This is a genomic window from Bradyrhizobium sp. BRP20 (genome assembly GCF_020194215.1).
In the GTDB taxonomy this organism is placed as follows: Bacteria; Pseudomonadota; Alphaproteobacteria; order Rhizobiales; family Xanthobacteraceae; genus Bradyrhizobium; species Bradyrhizobium yuanmingense.
On the sequence record NZ_JADYVY010000005.1, the window covers coordinates 414,609 to 434,467 of the forward strand.

Annotated in this window: 18 protein-coding genes and 1 pseudogene; 5 read left to right on the forward strand and 14 right to left on the reverse strand. The window is 64.7% G+C overall.

The window, feature by feature from the left end:
• The first annotated feature begins 62 nt into the window (after positions 1 to 62).
• Both I6F33_RS15600 and I6F33_RS15605 read left to right on the forward strand, forming a co-directional pair.
• Positions 63 to 566 (forward strand): DUF1993 family protein, encoded by a 504-nt coding sequence (locus I6F33_RS15600; RefSeq protein ID WP_036013837.1) that lies wholly within the window; start codon positions 63 to 65, stop codon positions 564 to 566.
• 179 nt (positions 567 to 745) lie between these two features.
• Complete coding sequence (locus I6F33_RS15605; RefSeq protein WP_225143204.1) at positions 746 to 1,846, forward strand: alkene reductase; 1,101 nt, start codon at positions 746 to 748, stop codon at positions 1,844 to 1,846.
• Positions 1,847 to 2,083: 237 nt separating this feature from the next.
• On the opposite strand, the gene I6F33_RS15610 is transcribed toward I6F33_RS15605, so the two are convergent.
• The 7 genes from I6F33_RS15610 to glpD all read right to left on the reverse strand — a co-directional run bounded on the left by I6F33_RS15610 (position 2,084) and on the right by glpD (position 9,800).
• Positions 2,084 to 3,826, reverse strand: a complete 1,743-nt coding sequence (locus I6F33_RS15610) for an ABC transporter substrate-binding protein (protein WP_036013842.1) — start codon at positions 3,824 to 3,826, stop codon at positions 2,084 to 2,086.
• A 130-nt stretch (positions 3,827 to 3,956) separates the two neighbouring features.
• Positions 3,957 to 4,286: a DUF2160 domain-containing protein gene (locus I6F33_RS15615; protein WP_036013844.1), complete on the reverse strand. Its 330-nt coding sequence runs from the start codon at positions 4,284 to 4,286 to the stop codon at positions 3,957 to 3,959.
• Between the two features lie 10 nt (positions 4,287 to 4,296).
• On the reverse strand, positions 4,297 to 5,103 hold the full coding sequence (locus I6F33_RS15620; RefSeq protein WP_036013847.1) for a carbohydrate ABC transporter permease: 807 nt from the start codon (positions 5,101 to 5,103) through the stop codon (positions 4,297 to 4,299).
• Entirely contained in the window at positions 5,103 to 6,077 is a 975-nt protein-coding gene (locus tag I6F33_RS15625) for a carbohydrate ABC transporter permease (RefSeq protein ID WP_036024799.1), read from the reverse strand. Before I6F33_RS15625 ends, I6F33_RS15620 begins: the two co-directional genes overlap by 1 nt.
• Complete coding sequence (locus tag I6F33_RS15630; protein WP_225143206.1) at positions 6,077 to 7,162, reverse strand: ABC transporter ATP-binding protein; 1,086 nt, start codon at positions 7,160 to 7,162, stop codon at positions 6,077 to 6,079. The genes I6F33_RS15625 and I6F33_RS15630 overlap by 1 nt, the downstream gene beginning before the upstream one ends.
• Positions 7,163 to 7,176: 14 nt before the next feature.
• Positions 7,177 to 8,253 carry an ABC transporter ATP-binding protein gene (locus I6F33_RS15635; RefSeq protein WP_057026248.1) on the reverse strand — a complete coding sequence of 359 codons (1,077 nt, stop codon included), beginning with the start codon at positions 8,251 to 8,253 and terminating at the stop codon, positions 7,177 to 7,179.
• Positions 8,250 to 9,800 (reverse strand): glycerol-3-phosphate dehydrogenase, encoded by a 1,551-nt coding sequence (glpD, locus tag I6F33_RS15640; protein WP_225143208.1) that lies wholly within the window; start codon positions 9,798 to 9,800, stop codon positions 8,250 to 8,252. Before glpD ends, I6F33_RS15635 begins: the two co-directional genes overlap by 4 nt.
• Before the next feature lie 228 nt (positions 9,801 to 10,028).
• Between glpD and I6F33_RS15645 the strand changes: the two genes are divergently transcribed.
• Both I6F33_RS15645 and I6F33_RS15650 read left to right on the forward strand, forming a co-directional pair.
• Complete coding sequence (locus I6F33_RS15645) at positions 10,029 to 10,313, forward strand: type II toxin-antitoxin system Phd/YefM family antitoxin (RefSeq protein ID WP_057026246.1); 285 nt, start codon at positions 10,029 to 10,031, stop codon at positions 10,311 to 10,313.
• Positions 10,310 to 10,735 (forward strand): type II toxin-antitoxin system VapC family toxin, encoded by a 426-nt coding sequence (locus I6F33_RS15650; RefSeq protein WP_225143210.1) that lies wholly within the window; start codon positions 10,310 to 10,312, stop codon positions 10,733 to 10,735. Before I6F33_RS15645 ends, I6F33_RS15650 begins: the two co-directional genes overlap by 4 nt.
• Before the next feature lie 3 nt (positions 10,736 to 10,738).
• Here I6F33_RS15650 and I6F33_RS15655 read toward each other — a convergent pair whose 3' ends face one another.
• Both I6F33_RS15655 and I6F33_RS15660 read right to left on the reverse strand, forming a co-directional pair.
• Positions 10,739 to 11,584: a DeoR/GlpR family DNA-binding transcription regulator gene (locus tag I6F33_RS15655; RefSeq protein WP_036013860.1), complete on the reverse strand. Its 846-nt coding sequence runs from the start codon at positions 11,582 to 11,584 to the stop codon at positions 10,739 to 10,741.
• A 106-nt stretch (positions 11,585 to 11,690) separates the two neighbouring features.
• On the reverse strand, positions 11,691 to 12,377 hold the full coding sequence (locus I6F33_RS15660; protein ID WP_036013861.1) for an HAD family phosphatase: 687 nt from the start codon (positions 12,375 to 12,377) through the stop codon (positions 11,691 to 11,693).
• Between the two features lie 152 nt (positions 12,378 to 12,529).
• Between I6F33_RS15660 and I6F33_RS15665 the strand changes: the two genes are divergently transcribed.
• A complete protein-coding gene (locus I6F33_RS15665; RefSeq protein WP_036013866.1) occupies positions 12,530 to 12,982 on the forward strand; it encodes a nuclear transport factor 2 family protein in 453 nt (150 codons plus the stop codon).
• A 249-nt stretch (positions 12,983 to 13,231) separates the two neighbouring features.
• Here I6F33_RS15665 and I6F33_RS15670 read toward each other — a convergent pair whose 3' ends face one another.
• The 5 genes and pseudogenes from I6F33_RS15670 to I6F33_RS15690 form a co-directional block, all read right to left on the reverse strand.
• Positions 13,232 to 13,423 carry a hypothetical protein gene (locus I6F33_RS15670; protein ID WP_036013862.1) on the reverse strand — a complete coding sequence of 64 codons (192 nt, stop codon included), beginning with the start codon at positions 13,421 to 13,423 and terminating at the stop codon, positions 13,232 to 13,234.
• A gap of 232 nt (positions 13,424 to 13,655) precedes the next feature.
• Positions 13,656 to 14,063 (reverse strand): acyl-CoA thioesterase, encoded by a 408-nt coding sequence (locus I6F33_RS15675; RefSeq protein ID WP_036013863.1) that lies wholly within the window; start codon positions 14,061 to 14,063, stop codon positions 13,656 to 13,658.
• Positions 14,064 to 14,070: 7 nt separating this feature from the next.
• Positions 14,071 to 16,166 (reverse strand): annotated as a pseudogene (locus I6F33_RS15680) (3-hydroxyacyl-CoA dehydrogenase NAD-binding domain-containing protein).
• A gap of 2 nt (positions 16,167 to 16,168) precedes the next feature.
• Positions 16,169 to 17,452: an acetyl-CoA C-acetyltransferase gene (locus I6F33_RS15685; protein WP_036024789.1), complete on the reverse strand. Its 1,284-nt coding sequence runs from the start codon at positions 17,450 to 17,452 to the stop codon at positions 16,169 to 16,171.
• The gene (locus I6F33_RS15690; RefSeq protein ID WP_225143212.1) at positions 17,452 to 19,719 is read right to left on the reverse strand and encodes an acyl-CoA dehydrogenase; all 2,268 of its coding nucleotides are present in this window, start codon (positions 19,717 to 19,719) and stop codon (positions 17,452 to 17,454) included. Before I6F33_RS15690 ends, I6F33_RS15685 begins: the two co-directional genes overlap by 1 nt.
• Positions 19,720 to 19,859: the final 140 nt, after the last annotated feature.

Here is a 19,859-nt window from a genome sequence, read left to right on the forward strand (position 1 = left end):
GCTCCCATGTGAGTGGCTCAGGTTTTCTCCTGAGATTTCCCACCCTTTGAAGCGAGCATCACATGTCCTTCTACGACGCCGTCGTCCCCGCTTATTTGCAGATGCTGAACAGCGTGACCGGGCTGCTCACCAAAGCTGAGGCGCATTGCGCGGCCAGGAAGATCGATCCCAGCGTCCTGCTCGGCTCGCGCCTCTTCCCGGACATGCTGCCGCTGTCGCGGCAGATACAGCTGGTCAGCGACTATCCGACCAGAGGCTGTGCGCGGCTGACGCATAGCGAGGTCCCCTCGACGCCCGACACCGAAACGAGCTTTGCGGAGTTGAAGCAGCGGCTGGCGAAAACGATCGACTATGTCAAATCCTTCAAGCCCGAGCAGTTTGAGGGCGCCGACGCCAAGGACGTCACCTTTCCGATCGGCCCCGGCAAGACCATCACCATGACGGGACAGCAATTCCTGAGCTCGTTCTCGCTGCCGAACCTCTATTTCCACGCCGCGATCGCCCACGGCATCTTGCGTCACAACGGCGTCGAGATCGGCAAGCGCGATTTCCTCGGCGCGAACTGATTTCTGAAATCGCACGACCGCGACAGTGGGATTTCGCTGTCGCAGCCGACATTGCACACGAATTATGCTACGCGCGCCCTGCCGCGTAGCTCGCCTGCACTTTGCGTATGGCTCATCCCTTGCGCCCGATGTCGCGATGCACAATTGTTCGAGACCTCTCATCGCCCGGAAGCATTCCCATGAGCCGTTCGACCAAATTGTTTGAGACCTACAAGCTCGGCCCCATCACGCTGGCCAACCGTCTGGTCATGGCGCCGCTGACGCGCAACCGCGCCGTACCCGGCACCTTCGTGCCCGGTCCGCTCGCCGCCGAATATTACGCCCAGCGTGCATCCGCAGGCCTCCTGATTACCGAGGCGAGCCAGGTCTCGCAACAAGGTCAGGGCTACCAAGACACGCCCGGCATCTATAGCAAGGAGCAGGTCGCCGGCTGGCGCAAGGTCACCGACAAGGTGCATGAACGCGGCGGCAAGATCTTCGTCCAGCTCTGGCATGTCGGCCGCATCTCGCACGTCGATCTGCAGGCGAATGGCGCAGCCCCGGTGGCACCGAGCGCGATCCGAGCCAAGGGCAAGACCTTCGTCAACGGCGGCTTCGCCGACGTCTCCGAGCCGCGCGCGCTCGAGCTCTCCGAGATTCCCGGGATCATCGACGACTTCAAGCGCGCCACGAAGAACGCGCTGGAAGCCGGCTTCGACGGCGTCGAAATCCACGGCGCCAACGGCTATCTGCTCGAGCAGTTCGCCAAGGACGGCGCCAACAAGCGCACTGATGCCTATGGCGGCTCGATCGAGAACCGCGCGAAGCTGATGCTGGAGGTCTCCAAGGCCGTCGTCGCCGAGGCCGGCGCCGAGCGCACCGGCATCCGCATCTCGCCGGTGACGCCGGCCAACGACATCTCGGATTCCAACCCGCAGGCCCTGTACGATCACATCGTCGACGGCCTCAGCGCGCTGAAGCTGGTCTATCTCCATGTGGTCGAAGGCGCCACCGGGGGGCCGCGCGACATCGCGCCGTTCGACTATGCATCGTTGCGCAACCGCTTCTCGGGCGCCTACGTCGCCAACAACGGCTACGATTTCGAGTTGGCCAGCAAGGTGCTGGACGCGAACGCCGCCGACCTCATCGCCTTCGGCAAGCCGTTCATCTCCAACCCCGACCTGGTCGAGCGGCTGAAGCAGGGAGCGGCGCTGAACGATTGGGACAAGAACACGTTCTACGGTGGTGGTGCGAAGGGCTACACGGATTACCCGACGCTCGCGGCCGAGCCGGCGGAGTAGGTTCTTCTCCACACATGACGCTGTCATGCCCCGCGAAGGCGGGGCATCCAGTACGCCGCGGCTTCTCGGTTCAACCACGACCGTCTCTGGAATACTGGATTGCCCGCCCCTGTGCGCAATTGCGCACTAGGCGGGCAATGACACCGAGGGTGTGAAAAACCCTCGCACCACAACGACAAAAGAAAAAGGCCGGGATCGCTCCCGGCCTTTCGTGTTTGATATCGCTCTAAGCGCCGCTTACTTCACTTCCGCGCGCTTGGGCGGAGTGGCGGGCCACGACTTGATCAGGGTGTCGTAGTCCACCGTCTCGCCCTTCGGCTTCTCGTTGGCGAGCTTGCGCTGTGGCGCGATGGTGCCGTCCTTCTGGGCCTTGGCGAACCAGTACTCGGCCGACTCCTTCTTGTGCAGCTTCGGACCGCAGGCGCCCTGCACGCCGGACTTCTCCAGACGCTCCAGCACGGAGTCCTGGGCCGCCGCGAGAGCATCCATCGCCTGCTGCGGCGTCTTCGCACCGGACGACGCATCGCCGATGTTCTGCCACCACAGCTGCGCGAGCTTCGGATAGTCGGGCACGTTGTTGCCGGTCGGGGTCCACTGCACGCGCGCGGGCGAGCGGTAGAACTCGATCAGGCCGCCGAGCTTCGGCGCACGCTCGGTGAACGACTTGTCCCAGATGTCGGATTCACGGATGAAGGTGAGACCGACATGGCTCTTCTTCAAGCTCACCGACTTGGAGACGATGAACTGGAGATAGAGCCAGGCTGCCTTGCGGCGATCCGGCGGAGTCGACTTCAGCAGCGTGGCGGAGCCAGCGTCCTGGTAGCCGAGCTTCATGCCTTCCTTCCAATAGGAGCCGTGCGGCGACGGAGCCATACGCCACTTCGGCGTACCGTCCGCATTCACCACCGGCAGACCCGGCTTCACCATGTCGGCAGTGAAGGCGGTGTACCAGAACATCTGCTGGGCGATGTTGCCCTGCGACGGCACGGGGCCGGACTCGGAGAAGGTCATGCCCTGCGCCTGCGGCGGGGCGTACTTCTTCATCCAGTCGAGATACTTCGTGATCGAGTAGACTGCGGCCGGACCATTGGTGTCGCCGCCACGCTCCACCGAAGAGCCGACGGGGCGGCAGCCCTCCATCCGGATGCCCCATTCGTCGACCGGCAGACCGTTCGGAATGCCCTTGTCACCGTTGCCGGCCATCGACAGCCAGGCGTCGGTGAAGCGCCATCCGAGCGAGGGGTCCTTCTTGCCATAGTCCATATGGCCGTAGACCTTGACGCCGTTGATCTCCTTGATGTCGTTGGTGAAGAACTCGGCGATGTCTTCATAAGCCGACCAGTTCACGGGCACGCCGAGCTCGTAGCCATACTTGGCCTTGAACTTGGCCTTGTAGTCGGCATTGGTGAACCAGTCGTAGCGGAACCAGTAGAGGTTCGCGAACTGCTGGTCGGGCAGCTGATAGAGCTTGCCGTCCGGCCCGGTGCCGAACGACTTGCCGATGAAGTCGTTGACGTCGAGCATGGGGTTGGTGACGTCCTTGCCCTCGCCGGTCATGTAGTCCGACAGCGCAATGGTCTGGCCGTAGCGGAAATGCGTGCCGATCAGGTCGGAGTCGTTGATCCAGCCGTCATAGACGTTCTTGCCCGATTGCATCTGGGTCTGGAGCTTCTCGACGACGTCACCTTCCTGGATGAGATCGTGCTTGAGCTTGATGCCGGTGAGCTCGGAGAATGCCTTGGCGAGCGTCTGCGCCTCGTATTCATGAGTCGTGATCGTCTCGGAGACGACGTTGATCTCCATGCCCTTGAAGGGCTCGGCGGCCTTGGCGAACCACTCCAGCTCCTTCTTCTGGTCTTCCTTCGACAGCGTCGAAGGCGTGAATTCCGCGATCCATTTCTGGATCACGGCCTCGTCGGCGGCGCGAACCGGCGCCGAGACGGCGAACGACACCGCGATGATCGCAGCGGCGCTGGACATGGTCAGAAAACTATTCTTGGTCAATGGACCTTTCCTTCTCCTAAACTGTCGCATGTTGTTCCTCCGTTGCAGCGACAAACTTTTATACAGGCCCGGGTTGGTCCCGGATCTGGCCGTCCCTTCGCAAGCTTCAGACCGTGCGGAAAATGAGCGCGGCCGTGACCAGCGAAATTCCTGATGCGAGCCACAGGCTCGAGATTTCAAACCCCTCCTCGCCGATAGGCAGCGTAGCGATCGCGTCGGTGCCGACGAGGCCGATCCAGGCGAGGTGGATGACGGCGGCCGCGATCAGCGAGATGAACAGACGGTCGCCGCGCGTGGTCGGGATGCGCAGCACGCCGACACGCTCGGCCTCGGGATAGACCGCGGCGAGCCAGGTCATCACGAGAAGCGTGCAGGCGAGCGCGGCGAAGAAGATCGCGGTCGGCAGCGTCCAGGCCATCCATGCGATGGATTCCATTGATGCCTCCTCAGACGCGGCCGAGCGCGAAACCGCGCGCGATGTAGTTGCGGACGAACCAGATCACCAGCGCGCCCGGAATAATGGTGAGCACCCCGGCGGCGGCGAGCAGGCCCCAATCCATGCCGGCCGCCGACACCGTACGCGTCATGATCGCTGCGATCGGCTTGGCATGCACCGACGTCAGCGTGCGCGCGAGCAAGAGCTCGACCCAGGAGAACATGAAGCAGAAGAAGGCGGCGACGCCGATGCCGCTCGCGATCAGCGGCACCAGGATCTTGATGAAGAAGCGCGGGAAGGAATAGCCGTCGAGGAACGCGGTCTCGTCGATCTCGCGCGGCACGCCGGAGACGAAGCCTTCGAGGATCCACACCGCGAGCGGCACGTTGAAGATGCAGTGCGCGAGCGCGACGGCCCAGGGGGTGTCGAACAGGCCGATCGCCGAATAGAGATTGAAGAACGGCAGCGCATAGACCGCCGCCGGCGCCATGCGGTTCGACAACAGCCAGAAGAATAAATGCTTGTCACCGAGGAAACGGTAGCGCGAGAAGGCGTAAGCCGCCGGCAGCGCCACGGCGATCGAGATGATGGTGTTGAGGACGACGTATTCGAGCGAATTGATGTAGCCCGAATACCAGCTCTCGTCGGTGAAGATGCGCTTGTAGTGCTGCAGCGTCGGAGTGTGCGGCCACAGCGTCATCGTCGAGACGATCTCGCTGTTGGTCTTGAAGCTCATGTTGACGAGCCAGTAGATCGGCAGCAGCAGGAAGATCAGGAACAGCCCCATGATGAGGCGACGGCCGGGGATCGAATGCATCAGGCCACTCCTTCCCTTGGCTCGAGTGCGGGCACGGGCTTGAGCGCGGCCGCGGGCTTGGGCTCCGCCGCCGGCTCGCTCGAAGCCTGGACTTTGCGTTCGACACCGGCATTGGTCATGACGGTGTAGAAGATCCAGCAGACGATCAGGATGATGAGGTTGTAGACCAGCGACAGCGCCGCGGCCTTGCCGAGGTCGAACTGGCCGAGCGCAATCTTGACCAGCTCGATCGACACGAAGGTGGTGGAATTGCCGGGCCCGCCACCGGTGACGACGAACGGCTCGGTGTAGATCATGAAGCTGTCCATGAAGCGCAGCAGCACCGCGATCAAGAGCACGCGGTTCATCTTCGGCAGCTGGATCGCCTTGAACACGGCCCAGCGCGAGGCGCCGTCGATCTGCGCGGCCTGGTAATAGGCTTCGGGAATCGACTTCAGGCCGGCATAGCACAGCAGCGCGACGAGGCTGGTCCAGTGCCAGACGTCCATCACGATGACCGTGAACCAGGCATCGACGTCGTTGGAGACGTAATTGTAATCGAAGCCCATGGCATTGAGGACGTAGCCGAGCAGGCCGATGTCGGGACGCCCGAAGATCTGCCAGATGGTGCCGACCACGTTCCAGGGGATCAGCAGCGGCAGCGCGAGAATGACGAGGCAGGCTGCGACGGTCCAGCCCTCGCGCGGCATCGACAACGCGACGACGATGCCGAGCGGCACCTCGATGGCCAGGATGACGAGCGAGAAGAACAGGTTGCGGCCGAGCGAGGCGAGGAAGCGGCCGCCGAGGTCGGTGGAGGGATCGAGCAGCTCCTTGAACCAGCCCACGCCGTTCCAGAAGAACTGGTTGTTGCCGAAGGTGTCCTGCATCGAATAGTTCACCACCGTCATCAGCGGCAGCACCGCCGAGAAGGCGACGACCAGGAACACCGGCAGCACCAGGAACCAGGCTTTTTGGTTGACGGTCTTGTCCATCAGGCGGCTCCCTCCACCAGAAGGCTGTCGGCATAGACGTGGACGTGCGACGGATCGAATTTCAGCCCGGCGGTACCGTCCGCGCTGGTGAAGCCGCCAGGAGCGCGCGCCGCGAGCTTGGCATCACCGACGCGCACGCGCGCGAAGCGGATGCGGCCGAGATCGTCGATGCGATCGATCCTGGCGGTGAGCAGGCCAGGTGCGGGCGCGACCACCTCGACGAATTCGGGACGCACGCCGATCTCGATCTTCGCCCCTGCAGGCAGGTTGTCGTAGCTGCGGTTCAGCGCGATGACGTGGCCGTCGATCCTGGCCTCGCGCCCCCTCACCTCGGCCGGCAGGATGTTCATGCCGGGCGAACCGATGAAATAGCCGACGAACGTATGCGCCGGCTTGTCGAACAGCTCGGCCGGCGTGCCGCTCTGCACGACGCGACCGTCATGCATGACCACGACGGTGTCGGCGAAGGTCAGCGCCTCGGTCTGGTCATGGGTGACATAGATCATCGTGAGGTCGAGCTCGCGATGCAGCGCCTTCAGCTTGGAGCGGAGCTGCCATTTCAGCTCGGGATCGATCACCGTCAGCGGCTCGTCGAACAGCACGGCGGCAACGTCGTTGCGCACGAGACCGCGGCCGAGCGAGATCTTCTGCTTGGCGTCGGCGGTCAGGCGCGTGGCCTTGCGGTTCAGATAGGGCTCGAGATCGAGCAGGCGACCGATCTCGGCGACGCGCCTGTCAATGTCGGCCTTCGGCACGCCGCGATTCTTCAGCGGAAACGCCAGATTCTCCCCCACCGTCATGGTGTCGTAGATCACCGGAAACTGGAACACCTGCGCGATGTTGCGCTTCTGGGTTGACAGCGGTGTGATGTCCTTGCCGTCGAACAGGATCTTCCCCCGCGACGGCGTGATGATGCCGGAGATGACGTTCAGAAGCGTGGTCTTGCCACAGCCGGAGGGGCCGAGCAGCGCATAGGCACCGCCCTGCCGCCAGGTCATGGTGACAGGCTTGAGCGCAAAGCTCTCCTGCGGCGCATCGTTGCCGCCGTAGGAATGGGCGAGATCGACGAGGTCAATGCGGGCCATGGCGCATCTCCCTCCTAAGAGCCCGGTGCCGCGACCAGACGGTCGGCAGCATCGAAGACGAAGACATCATTGGGATCGAGCACGGCATCGAGCATCTGGCCCGGCTCGAACTCGTGCACGCCGTGCAGCACCGCCACCCAATTCGATCCGTCGCGGGTCAGATGCACGAAGCTCTCCGAACCCGTGATCTCGGTCACCGTGACAGTGGCGTGGAAGGCGTGACGGTCGGCCTCGCCATTGGCAAGCCCGAGCTGATGGGCACGAAAGCCGACGCGATAGAAGCCGTCGGGCAGACCGGCATAAAGCCCGGACGCGGGCGCTGCACTCCCGCCCGCATATTGGACCATGCCGTTCCCCTTCTCGAGGCCCACGAGATTCAGCGGCGGATCCGAAAACACCTGCGCAACGCGCAAGGTCTGCGGCCGGCGATAGACATTGGTGGTCTCACCCATCTGCAGTGCCTGGCCCTCCCACATGCACACCGTGTTGCCGCCGAGCAGCAGCGCCTCGGTCGGCTCGGTTGTGGCATAGACGAAGATCGCGCCGGAGGCCTCGAAGATGCGCGGCAGCTCCGCCCGCAGCTCCTCGCGCAGCTTGTAGTCGAGATTGGCGAGCGGCTCGTCGAGCAGCACGAGGTCGGCGCCCTTGACCAGCGCGCGTGCGATCGCGGTGCGCTGCTGCTGGCCGCCGGAGAGCTGGAGCGGCGTGCGCTTCAGGAACGGCTCGAGCCGCAGCAGCTTTGCGGCCTCGGCGACGCGCGCCTCGATCTCGTCGCGCGGCTTGCCCTGCACGCGCAGGGGCGAGGCGATGTTCTCGTAGACCGTGAGCGAGGGGTAGTTGATGAACTGCTGGTACACCATCGCGACCGAGCGCTGGCGCACGTCGGCGCCGGTGACGTCCTTGCCGTTGACGAACACCTTGCCCGTGGTCGGCTTGTCGAGGCCGGCGAGCAACCGCATGATCGAGGTCTTGCCTGACAGCGTCGGCCCGAGCAGCACGTTGAGCGTACCGCTCTCGAGCGTCAGCGAGACGTCACGGATGTGCGGCACGCCTTCCACGGTCCGGGTCACGTGATCGAGTGTCACGGTCATGAGCGTCCTCCCGTTTCCAGCAGGGGACTTTGCGCCACGGCATGGCTCCTGATCCAGTCGTCGAGGGTCGCGATCTCGTCGGCAGATAGTCGCAGGCCGAGCTTGGAACGGCGCCAGACCACGTCGTCGGCGGTGACGGCCCATTCGTTGGCCATGAGATAGCGGACCTCGCGCTCGGTTAGCGTGGCGCCAAAGGCCTGGCCGAGATCCGCAGCCGATTTTGCATCGCCGAGCAGCTTGATGGCACGGGTGCCATAGGCGCGCGCCAGGCGCCGCGCATGCTCATGGCTGAGGAAGGGATAGCCGCGCTGCAGCTCGGCGATCAGGCCGTCGATGTCGGATACGTTCATGTCACCGCCCGGCAGCGGCCATTTGCCGGTCCAGCCTTCGCGCGCTTTCGCACTGCGCAAGTAAGGCGCAAGGCGCTCCAAGGCCTCTTCGGCGAGCCTGCGATAGGTCGTGATCTTGCCGCCATAGATCGACAGCAGCGGCACGCCGCCGGGCGTGTCGAGTTCGAACACGTAGTCGCGCGTCGCGGCCTTGGCCTCGCTGGCGCCGTCGTCATAGAGCGGACGCACGCCGGAATAGGTCCAGACCACGTCGGCGGGCGCGACGGGCTTGGCCAGATATTCGCTGGCCGCCTTGCAAAGATACTCGATCTCTTCAGGCGTCGCCTTCACCTTGGCAGGATCGCCGTCATAGTCGCGGTCGGTGGTGCCGATCAGCGTGAAGTCGTCCTGGTACGGGATCACGAAGATGATGCGGCCATCGGCATTCTGGAACATGTAGGCGCGGTCGTGGTCGTAGAGCTTCTTCACGACGATGTGCGAGCCCTGCACCAGGCGCACCTTGGCTTTCGCATTCACGCCGGCGCCGCGGCCGAGCACGTCCTCGACCCAGGGCCCGCCGGCATTGATCAGCGCCTTGGCCTGGATCTGCGAGCGCGCGCCGGTCAGCGTATCGACCATGCTGACGGTCCAGACGCCGTCCGACTGGCGAATCTCGGTGGCGCGGGTTCGGGTGCGGATCTCGGCGCCCTTGTCGGCGGCATCGCGCGCATTGAGCACGACGAGGCGGGCGTCGTCGACGAAGCAGTCCGAGTATTCGAAGGCGCGGCTGTAGCGGTTCGGGATCAGCGGCTTGCCGACCTCATCGCGCTTGAGATCGACCGAGCGGGTCGCCGGCAACAGGTGGCGGCCGCCGATGTGATCATAGAGGAAGAGGCCGAGGCGCAGCAGCCAGGCCGGGCGCAGGCCGGCGTGATGCGGCAGAACGAAACGCAGGGGCCGGATGATGTGGGGCGCGATGCCCCAGAGGATCTCGCGCTCGATCAGGGCCTCGCGGACCAGCCGAAACTCGTAATATTCGAGATAGCGCAGGCCGCCATGCACGAGCTTGGTCGACCACGACGATGTCCCGCTCGCCAGATCGTTCATTTCGCACAGGAAAACGGTATTGCCGCGGCCCACCGCGTCACGCGCAATGCCGCAGCCGTTAACACCGCCTCCGATGATGGCGAGATCGAAAATACGCTCCAACAGACGCATCCCCCGGCGACCGCCCGTTCCATCAAGCGGCTACTTTCGCTTTTGATTAGATCACACCGAAAAACGAAAGCAAGATGAAAGAGAGGCGAAAGGAAGCGAAAGCGGAAGTTTCTTGGTGAGCAAGAGGAGTTCATGTTGGGCAGCGCCACGGCGATTTGGGAGGCACCAGTACCTTGATTAGTCAGCGTCGAGCGATTATAGTCATACTAGTCAAAATGGTTTATCCCTATGGTCAATCGTAACGTTGAACCCGACGCGCTTCCAACGAATGACAGCTGGACGTTGGCCAATGCCAAGGCGCGACTGTCCGAGGTGCTCGACCGCGCCCAGACCGGCCCGCAGGTCATTACCCGTCACGGCAAGCCGAATGCCGTCATCGTTTCCGTCGAGGAATGGGCGCGCAAGACAGCGCGCAAGGGCACCCTGGCCGAATTCCTGCTGGCCTCGCCGTTGCGCGGCGCCGACCTTGAACTCGACCGGCTGCACGACGCGCCACGCGACGAAGTGCCATGAACCTTTTGCTGGACACCAACGTGCTTTCGGAAGTTCAGCGGCCCGCGCCTTCGCCAAAAGTTGTGGCATGGCTGGATAGGATCGATGAGGACCGTGCGTTCATCAGCGTCGCCTCGATCGCCGAGCTTCGCCGTGGCATCGCATTGCTTGAGGATGGTCGCCGACGCACCGCGCTGGCCGTCTGGCTTGCCCACGATTTGCCTGCGCGGTTTGCCGAGCGCGTCCTGCCGATCGACCAAACAGTGGCCGAGCGTTGGGGTGACCTCATGGCGCAGAACCGCAAGAGCGGCGTCGCATTGTCCGTCATGGACGGCTTCTTTGCGGCGACTGCGCTGGTCAACGATCTCACACTCGTCACACGCAACGTGAAGGATTTTGCGGCCTTCGGCGTTCCGCTGCTCAACCCCTGGGACGACGCTTAGCCTCTATCTCAGCCGCACCACTGGTGCGGCTTCCGGTGCGGCATCCTGCACCTCGGCCGACGCATCGTCGACCTCCGCGCCCTTCGGCATCGCCTCGACCACCTCGATGCCCTTGCTGTGGCAGATGGTGGCGAGGCGCTCGGGCAGCTCCTGGTCGGTGACGAAGGTCTGGATCTGGGTGATGTGGGCGATGCGCACCGGCGCGCTGCGGCGAAGTTTTGTGGAATCGGCGACCAGCATGACGCTGCGGGCATTGGCGATGATGGCCTGCGCCACCTGCACCTCGCGGTAGTCGAAGTCGAGCAGCGCGCCCTCCTCGTCGATCGCCGAGGCGCCGATGATGGCATAGTCGACCTTGAACTGTCCGATCAGCTGCGTCGCGGTCGAGCCGACCACGGCGCCATCGGCGCGCCGCACCGTGCCGCCGGCGACCACCACCTCGATGCGCGGATGGCGGTAGAGCAGCATGGCGACATTGAGGTTGTTGGTGATGACGAGCAGATCCTCATGCGAGGTCAGCGCGCTCGCCACCTCCTCCGTCGTGGTGCCGATGTTGATGAAGAGCGAGCAGCCGTTCGGGATCAGCGAGGCGGCGGCAGCGCCAATCGCCTTCTTCTCGTCGGCGGCGACGAAGCGGCGCGCCTCATAGGCGAGGTTTTCCACGCCCGAGGCGATGATGGCGCCGCCATGGATGCGGGTCAGCGAACGCCGTTCACAGAGATCGTTGAGATCCTTGCGGATGGTCTGCGCCGACACCTCGAAGCGGCGCGCCAGCTCCTCGACCATGACGCGGCCGGAGGCGCGCGCGATGTTGAGGATTTCGGCTTGGCGATGGGTCAATCCGGTCACGGCAAAGGCCTCAAATCAGAATGATGCATGGTGCGGCGGTTCGCGCCTGCGGTCAATGCGGACGCCGATCACGGTTGACGGATGAAGGTCCTCACCCCGCCATTTCTCACCATGCCATGGCACTTGCAAGACGTGCGAGCAGCGTCGGGTCGTCGAACGCGCTGGCGGAGGCGACCGCGCCTGCTCCAACCAGGTCAGCATGGCTGAGGCTGGTGCGGATGCCGACAGTCGGAATGCCGGCGGCCGTTGCGGACTGCACGCCGGTGCGGGAGTCCTCGAATGCGATCGAGGCTCGCGGGCTCGCGCCGACGAAACGCAGCCCCTCCTGATAGGGCAGCGGATGCGGCTTGCCGTGCGGCAGCTCGGCGCCGATCACCAGCGCCTTGAAACGATGCGTGATGCCGAGTCCTGAGAGCAGCAGCTCGGCGTTGAGACGCGGCGCGTTGGTCACGGCGACCATGGGGATGCCGGCGCCATCGGCGCGGTCGAGCAGCGCCATCAGGCCCGGCAGCGGCGCGATCTGCCCGGCCACCAGCGTGCGGAAGACCTCCTCCTTCTCTTCGAGGATGAGGGCGCGCCGCTCCGGCGCCTCGTGGGGCAGAAAGCGCTCGCCGATCGCGACATTGGCGAAGCCCTGCAGCTCGAGGGAGAAACGTGCGTGATCGAAGACGTGTCCGTGCGGGCCGAGCACCTGGTTGAAAGCCTTCAAGTGCAACGGATCGGTGTCGGCGAGCGTGCCGTCGATGTCGAACAACAGCGCCCGGCCCATTCCATCGTGTTTGGTCTCGATCATTTCCGTACTTTCCCAAATGCGCGGCGCATCGATGCGGAAGGCGTATCAATACGGCCTCGATCGCGCAATGACGCATCCACATGAGGCAGGTGACACTCGACAAAGTCGCGTGCGACTGCAACACTGATTGCAAGATCAAAAAGGAGGAAACGATGACGATCAACCGACGGGATCTGGCTCTCTCGACGCTCGCCGTGTCCGCGCTTGCGTTCGCCACGCCGGCGCTCGCCGCTTCGGCAGACGAGGACGCCGTGGCGAAGAGGGTCGAGGCCTTCCGCCTCGCCCAGATCGCGGCCGATCCCAAGGCGCTCGGCGCGCTCTGCGCGGAGGAACTGAGCTACAGCCATTCCAGCGGCAAGGTCGAAGACAAGGCGGCGTTCATCGCCAACGCCACCGACGGCAAATCGAAGTTTCTGTCCATCGAATACAAGGATCCCACCATCAAGGTCGTCGGCCCCGCAGCGATCGTGCGTTTCCACTGGCTGGGCGAGCAGGAGATGGCGGCCGATGGGAAAAAAGTATCGACCAACCTTCACATCCTGATGAACTGGCAGAAGCAAGGCGACGAGTGGAAGCTGTTGTCGCGGGCGGCGACGAAGTTGTGATCACGTCTTTCCCCTCTCCCCTTGCGGGAGAGGGTGGCTTCGCAAAGCGAAGCCGGGTGAGGGGTATCTATCCGCGGATCTAACTCTCTATTGAATTCGCGGAGCCAACCCCTTATCCGGCGCTTCGCGCCACCTTCTCCCGCATCCGCCTTCGCCAAGGCTTCGGCGGACATGAGGGGAGAAGGAAGAAGGCAGCAACATCAAGGGCGGCAAAAAATTCCGACCACGCCTCGCGGGCCGGAATGACAGTTACGCCGCCTCCTTCACGTCGCCATTCACCAGCCTGCGCGCGGCGCGCTCGGCTTCGCGGGCGTTGCGGAAGAGCTGGCCTTCGAGACGGTTGAAACGGTGCGATGAGGCGAAGAAGCAGTAGCCTCCAGAAGAACGAACGACGATACCTGCGGTCTGCGAATCGACTTCGATGATGTAGCTGTCCGGCATAGTCCGTGGCTTCCTCAGTGCGGGCAAACAACGGCGCTCCCGCCCAAAGGTTCCCAAGGGCATTGCGGCGTTTCCACCCCGAATCGACACGCAATTGAGTACGCCGGGACCTCATCCGTTTTATGACTGGTTCTTGACTGGTTCTTGGCGAAGCCGCGACGATGTGACTTGCTCGTGCCGCGTTCTGCGGCGCTGCAAGGCCTCGCAATATGGGACAGTGCGTCGCGCGCGATTACGTCGCGATCGGCGGATCGTTTCGCTGGATCGCCTGGGGACGGCCGTGGTCGTCGATCGAGACGTAGGTGAAATGACCGTCGGTGACGAGGAACGGATGCAACTCCTTGCGCCGCAATGCCCAGGCCTCGAGATGCACGGTCAGCGAGGTGCGCCCGACGCGCACGAGATTGGCGTAGACCGAGACGAGATCGCCGACATAGACCGCTTTGCGAAAATTCATCGCCTCGATCGCGACCGTCACGGTGCGCGACCGCGCGACCTTCGAGGCGAACACGCCGCCGCCGACGTCCATCTGGCTGAGCAGCCAGCCGCCGAAGATGTCGCCATTGGCATTGGTGTCGGCCGGCATCGCCAGCGTGCGGATGCAGAGATCCCCGCTCGGTCCGGCCGCTTGTTCGCTCATATGGCTCTCACTTGAAATTGTCCCAGCCCGGATCGGGCGCGAAGCGCGCGCCGAATCGTTCCGCCAGCGCGCGCAGAGTGGATACGATGTTCTCCACGCCGCGCGTGCGCGCGTAATTCAGCGGGCCACCGCGGAAGGGTGCATAACCGGTGCCGAAGATCATGGCGCCATCGACCGCGTCGGCATCGTCGACAATGCCCTCGCGAAGCGCCGCGACGCAGACATTGGACATCGGCAACACCAGGCGGTCGATCATCTGGTCGGTGACCCGCGGTCCGGTCTCCGGCAACGCTACTTTCTCCGCCTTGCCGTCCTTCCAGGTGTAAAAGCCCTTGCCGGTCTTGCGGCCGAGCTCGCCCTTGGCGACCTTCTCGCGCAGCCAGGCCGGCGTCGGCGGCAGGAGATCGCCGAACTTGGTGCGCAGCATGTCGCCGACGTCGAGGCAGATGTCGAGCCCGACCTGATCGGCCAGCTCGATCGGACCCATCGGCATGCCGAACTGCACGGCCGCTTCATCGATCAGGCGCTGGTCGATCTTCTCGTCCAGCATCACCATCGCTTCCAGCATGTAAGGCGTCAGCGCGCGGTTGACGAGGAAACCCGGCGAGCTCTTTACAGGAAGCGGCAGACGGTCGATCGCGCCGACGAAGGCGAGCGCCTCTTTCAGCACGTGTGCATCGTTGCCGTCATGGCTGACAACCTCGACCAATTGCAGCCGCGACACCGGGTTGAAGAAATGCAGGCCGACCAGCCGCTCCGGCCGCGCCAGCGTGGTGCGCAGATCCTGCAGCGGAATGCTGGACGTGTTCGTCGCAAGGATGGCTCCGGGCTTCATCCGCGGCTCGAGTCCGGCATAGACCTTCTGTTTCAGCTCCAGCTTTTCCGGCACCGCCTCGATAATGAGGTCGGCGTTGCGGACGCCCTCGCCGTCCATGTCGGGGATCAGGCGATCGAGCGCGTCGCGCACGTCGGTGGGCTTGCGGATGATCTTGCCGTAGAGGTCGGCCGCGCGCTTGACCGCGCCTGCGATCGGCTCCGGCTTCATGTCGGCGAGCGACACGCGAACGCCCTGCCCCGCACACCAGGCCGCGATGTCGCCGCCCATCGCGCCGGCGCCGATGACGTGGATATGCTTCACCGTGCTGCCGGCGCCTGCCGCCTTCTTCATCTGCTCGCGCAGGAAGAAGACCCGGATCAGATTCTGCGCGGTCGGCGTCACCATCAGCTTGGCGAACGAGGCCTGTTCCGCCTTCAGCATCGCGGATTTGCTGCCGCCATGCGCTTCCAGAGATCGATCAGCGCATAGGGCGCCGGATAATGCTCGCGCGATGCGGCCTTCGCGGCCTCCGCTCGCATGCGCTTGGCCAGCAGGCCGCGCACCGGCCCGAGATTGGCGGCACGCATCAGCAGTCCAGGCTTGGCCCGCTTCAGGCGGCCGAACAGCGCATCCTTCACCGCGCCCTGGACATGCCGCTCCTGCGTCACGGTGTCGACGAGGCCGAGCGATCTGGCTCGGCGCGCATCGATGGTGCGCCCGGTCAGCATCAGCGCCATCGACTGCGTCGGATTGACGAGCGCAGTGAAACGCGCGGTGCCGCCAAGGCCGGGATGCAGGCCGAGCATCACCTCCGGGAAGCCGAAGCGCGCACCTTCGATCGCGATGCGCGCCTGGCAGGCCAGCGCCACCTCGAGGCCGCCGCCGAGGCAGAAACCGTGGATGACCGCGACCGTCGGCAGCCTCAAGGCTTCCAGATGGTCGACCACCGCATGCGCGGCGCGGATGCGCGTCTCCACCATGCCGGGATCGTTGGCACCGCGGAATTCATTGACGTCGGCGCCGGCGATGAAGCCGGACGGCTTTGCCGAGCGGATGACGAGACCGACGGGGCGCTCGGTCTCGATCGCTGCGAGCACGGCGTCGAACTCCTCCATCACGTCGGAGGACAGGGTGTTGGCGCTGGCATCAGCGCGGTCGAACAGCAGCCAGGCGACGCCGTCTTCATCTCGCGTCAGCTTGAAGTGCTTGTAGGGACCATCCGGCGCAGGGCGCGGCCCGAGCTCCAGCACGCGGTCGGCGAGCACGGTCATGATCTTGGAATCCATGGTCATACCGCCTCGATCAGCATGGCGCCGCCGAGCCCGCCGCCGATGCATTCGGTGGCAATTCCGCGCCGAGTGCCGAGCCGCTTCATCGCGTTGACGAGATGCAGCACGATGCGATTGCCGGAGGTGCCGACGGGATGGCCGAGCGAGATCGCGCCGCCGTCGACGTTCAGCCGCTCGCGGTCGATCTCGCCGGCCGCGCCGTCGAGCCGCAATATTTCGCGGCAGAACTTGTCGTCATTCCAGGCGGCGAGACAGCCGAGCACTTGCGTTGCAAAAGCCTCGTTCAGCTCCCAGGTCTCGACGTCCTTGAGGGTGAGGTCGTTGCGCTTCAGCAGCGGCGTCACCGACATCACCGGACCGAGCCCCATGATGCTGGGGTCGAGCGCGGCCCAATGGCTGTCGACGATCGCAGCTTTCGGCGTCAGCTTGTGCTTTGCAACGGCAGCGTCAGAGGCGAGGATCACCCAGGAGGCACCGTCGGTGATCTGCGAGGAATTGCCGGCGGTGACCTGGCCCCACGGCCGCTCGAACACCGGCCGGAGCTTGGCGAGCGTCTCCGCCGTGGAGTCCGGACGCACGCCATCGTCGTGGTCGAAGAACTTGCCGTCGCGGGAAAACGCGGTTTCGACCTCGCCCTTCAGATAACCCGCGCTTTGCGCATGCGCGAGCCGGCGATGGCTGTCGGCCGCGTAGGCATCCGACTGCGCGCGCGTGATGCCGAAGAGATGGCCGACGACCTCGGCTGTCTGGCCCATGTTCAGCTCGGTGACGGGATCGGTCAGGCCGCGCTCGAGGCCGATGATCGGCTTGAGATCGCGCGGCCTCAGCTTGAACGCCGAGGCGAGCTTCGCGGCCATGCCCTTTGCGGTGGCAAGGCCGGCGAACCAGCGCACGCCGGAATTCGGCCAGACCAGCGGCGCGTGGCTGAGCGCCTCGGTGCCGCCGGCCAAAACCATGTCGGCATGGCCTTCGCGGATATAGCGGTAGGCGGTGTCGATCGACTGCATGCCCGAGCCGCAATTGATCTGCACGGTGAAGGCGACCATGTCCTCGCCCATGCCGAGCCGTAGCGCGGCGACGCGGGCCGGATTCATCTCGTCCGCGATCACGTTGACGCAGCCGAGGATGACCTGGTCGAAGCTATCGGGCGAGAACGGCTGGCGCGCCAGCAGCGGTCGGCCGCATTGCACGGCGAGATCGACCGGCGTGAACGGCCCTGGCCCCGAACGCGCCTTCAGGAACGGCGTCCGGCTGCCGTCGACGATGAATACCGGTCGTGCCATCAGCTCGCCGCCCTCTGCTCACCGAGTTCCTGGAAGAACTGATGCACATTGACGGTTTTCTTGTAAATCGGCGACAGCGCCTCCGGCGCAAAATCGTCGACCTCTATCACTTTTGTGACGGCTTCGCGGGCAGCGGCGAGTTGCTCGCCCTCGGCTTGCGTGATTACGCCCTTGGTCACCGCCTCCTTCCAGTCGCGGATATGCGCAGCACGCATGCGCCTGGCGATCGCATCCGTCGCCGCGACCAGCTTGAACGCGTGCTCCAGCCGGGCAAAGCCGCTGTCGTCGTCGACATGGGCCAGATCCGGCGTGAGGCGCTCGCGTGCCGCCGACGGCTCCAGCACGATGGCAGCGCATTGGTGCACGATGCGGTCGGACGGGCCGAGCACGCGGGCGCCGAACGGCTGCACCACGAGCCTGAGGAAGCCGGCGACGAAGCGGTTCGGCAGATTGGCCAGGATTTCGGCGAGCCGGTTCTCGATGGTTTTGAACCCGGTCGCCATGCACCATTCCAGCGCGGCAAAATCCTCCTTCTGCCGCCCCTCGTCCTGCCAGCGCTTCAGCGCGGCCGAGAGCAGATAGAGCTCGGACAGGATGTCGCCGAAGCGGGCCGACAGCATTTCCTTGCGCTTGAGCGCGCCGCCGAGCGTCAGCAGCGCCATGTCGGCGCAGAGCGCAAAAGCCGCCGAGTAGCGCGAGAGCTGGCGATAGAAGGGCGTGGCATCGCCCGCATCGGGCACTGGGGCGAATGCGCCAAAGGTCCAGCTGCGACCCATGGCGCGGAAGAGTGTCCTGAAGCTGTGGCCGACATGCTTCCAGAACGCCTTGTCGAACGCGCCGAGGCCGCGCTCGCGATCGCTATCGGCGAGCGCGTTCATCTCGTCGAGCAGGTAAGGATGGGCGCGGATGGCTCCTTGTCCGAACACGATGAGATTGCGGGTCAGGATGTTGGCGCCTTCGACGGTGATGCCGACCGGCACGGCGCGGTGGAGATTGCCGAGATAGTTTTGCGGACCGTCGATCACGGCCTTGCCGCCATGGATGTCCATGGCGTCGTCGACCGCGGTGCGCATCCGCTCAGTCGCGTGCAGCTTCATGATGCCGGAGATGACGGCGGGATGGATGCCGGCGTTCAGTGCCGCGCAGGTGAGCCGGCGCGCGGCGTCGAGCTGGTAGGCGGTCGCGACGATGCGGGCGAGCGGCTCCTCGACGCCTTCGAACTTGGAGATCGAGATGCCGAACTGCTCGCGGATGCGCGCATAGGCGCCGGTGGTGCGCGCGGCATAGGCGGCCCCGGCCGCCGACAGCGACGGCAGCGAGATGCCGCGGCCGGCGGCGAGCGCCGTCATCAGCATCTTCCAGCCCTGCCCCAGCCGCTCCTTGCCGCCGATGACGTAGTCGAGCGGGATGAAGACGTCCCGGCCCCAATTCGGGCCGTTCTGAAAGACCTGCATGGAGGGCAGATGACGCTGCCCGATCTCGACGCCGGGCAGGTTCGTCGGGATCAGCGCCACGGTGATGCCGAGCTCTTCCCGGCTGCCCACGAGATGATCGGGATCATAGGCCTTGAAGGCGAGACCGAGCAACGTCGCGACGGGACCGAGCGTAATGTAGCGCTTGTGCCAGTTGAGGCGGAGGCCGACGACCTCGCGACCCTCGAATTCGCCCTTGCAGATGATGCCGGTGTCGACCATCGAGGCGGCGTCGGAGCCGGCTTCCGGGCTGGTGAGGCCGAAGCAGGGAATCTCGCGACCGTCGGCGAGGCGCGGCAGCCAGCGCTGCTGCTGCTCAATGGTGCCGAAGCGCATCAGGAGCTCGCCGGGGCCGAGCGAGTTCGGCACCATCACGGTGACCGCGGCCGCGATCGAGCGGGTCGAGATCTTGCGCACCACTTCCGAATGCGCGTAGGGCGAGAAGCCGAGGCCGCCGTACTCCTTCGGAATGATCATGCCGAAGAATTTCTCGCGCTTGACGAAGTGCCAGACGTCCGGCGGCAGGTCGCGCGATTCCCAAAAGATCTTCCACTCATCGAGCATGGCGCAGAGCTCGTCGACGGGGCCATTGAGGAAGGCCCGCTCCTCGTCCGTCAGCGTCGCCTGCGGGACCTTCAGCAGCTTCGACCAGTCGGGGTTGCCGGTGAAGAGATCGGCATCCCACCAGACGTCCCCCGCCTCCAGCGCCTCGCGCTCGGTGTCGGACATCGCCGGCAGCACGCCGCGCGCCCATGAGAAGATCGGCTTTGTGATGGTGTCGCGGCGGAAGCTCATGGCTGACCTCATGCATCGGCGCGGTTTTCGGGCATTTTAGCGGAAAGTGGCTGGCGGAGGCGAGCATCTCGCCTGCAACATTGACGCGGCCGGGCGGCCGCCCGAGCCATAACGGCGGGGGCGGGGGTGCAGTTCCGGGA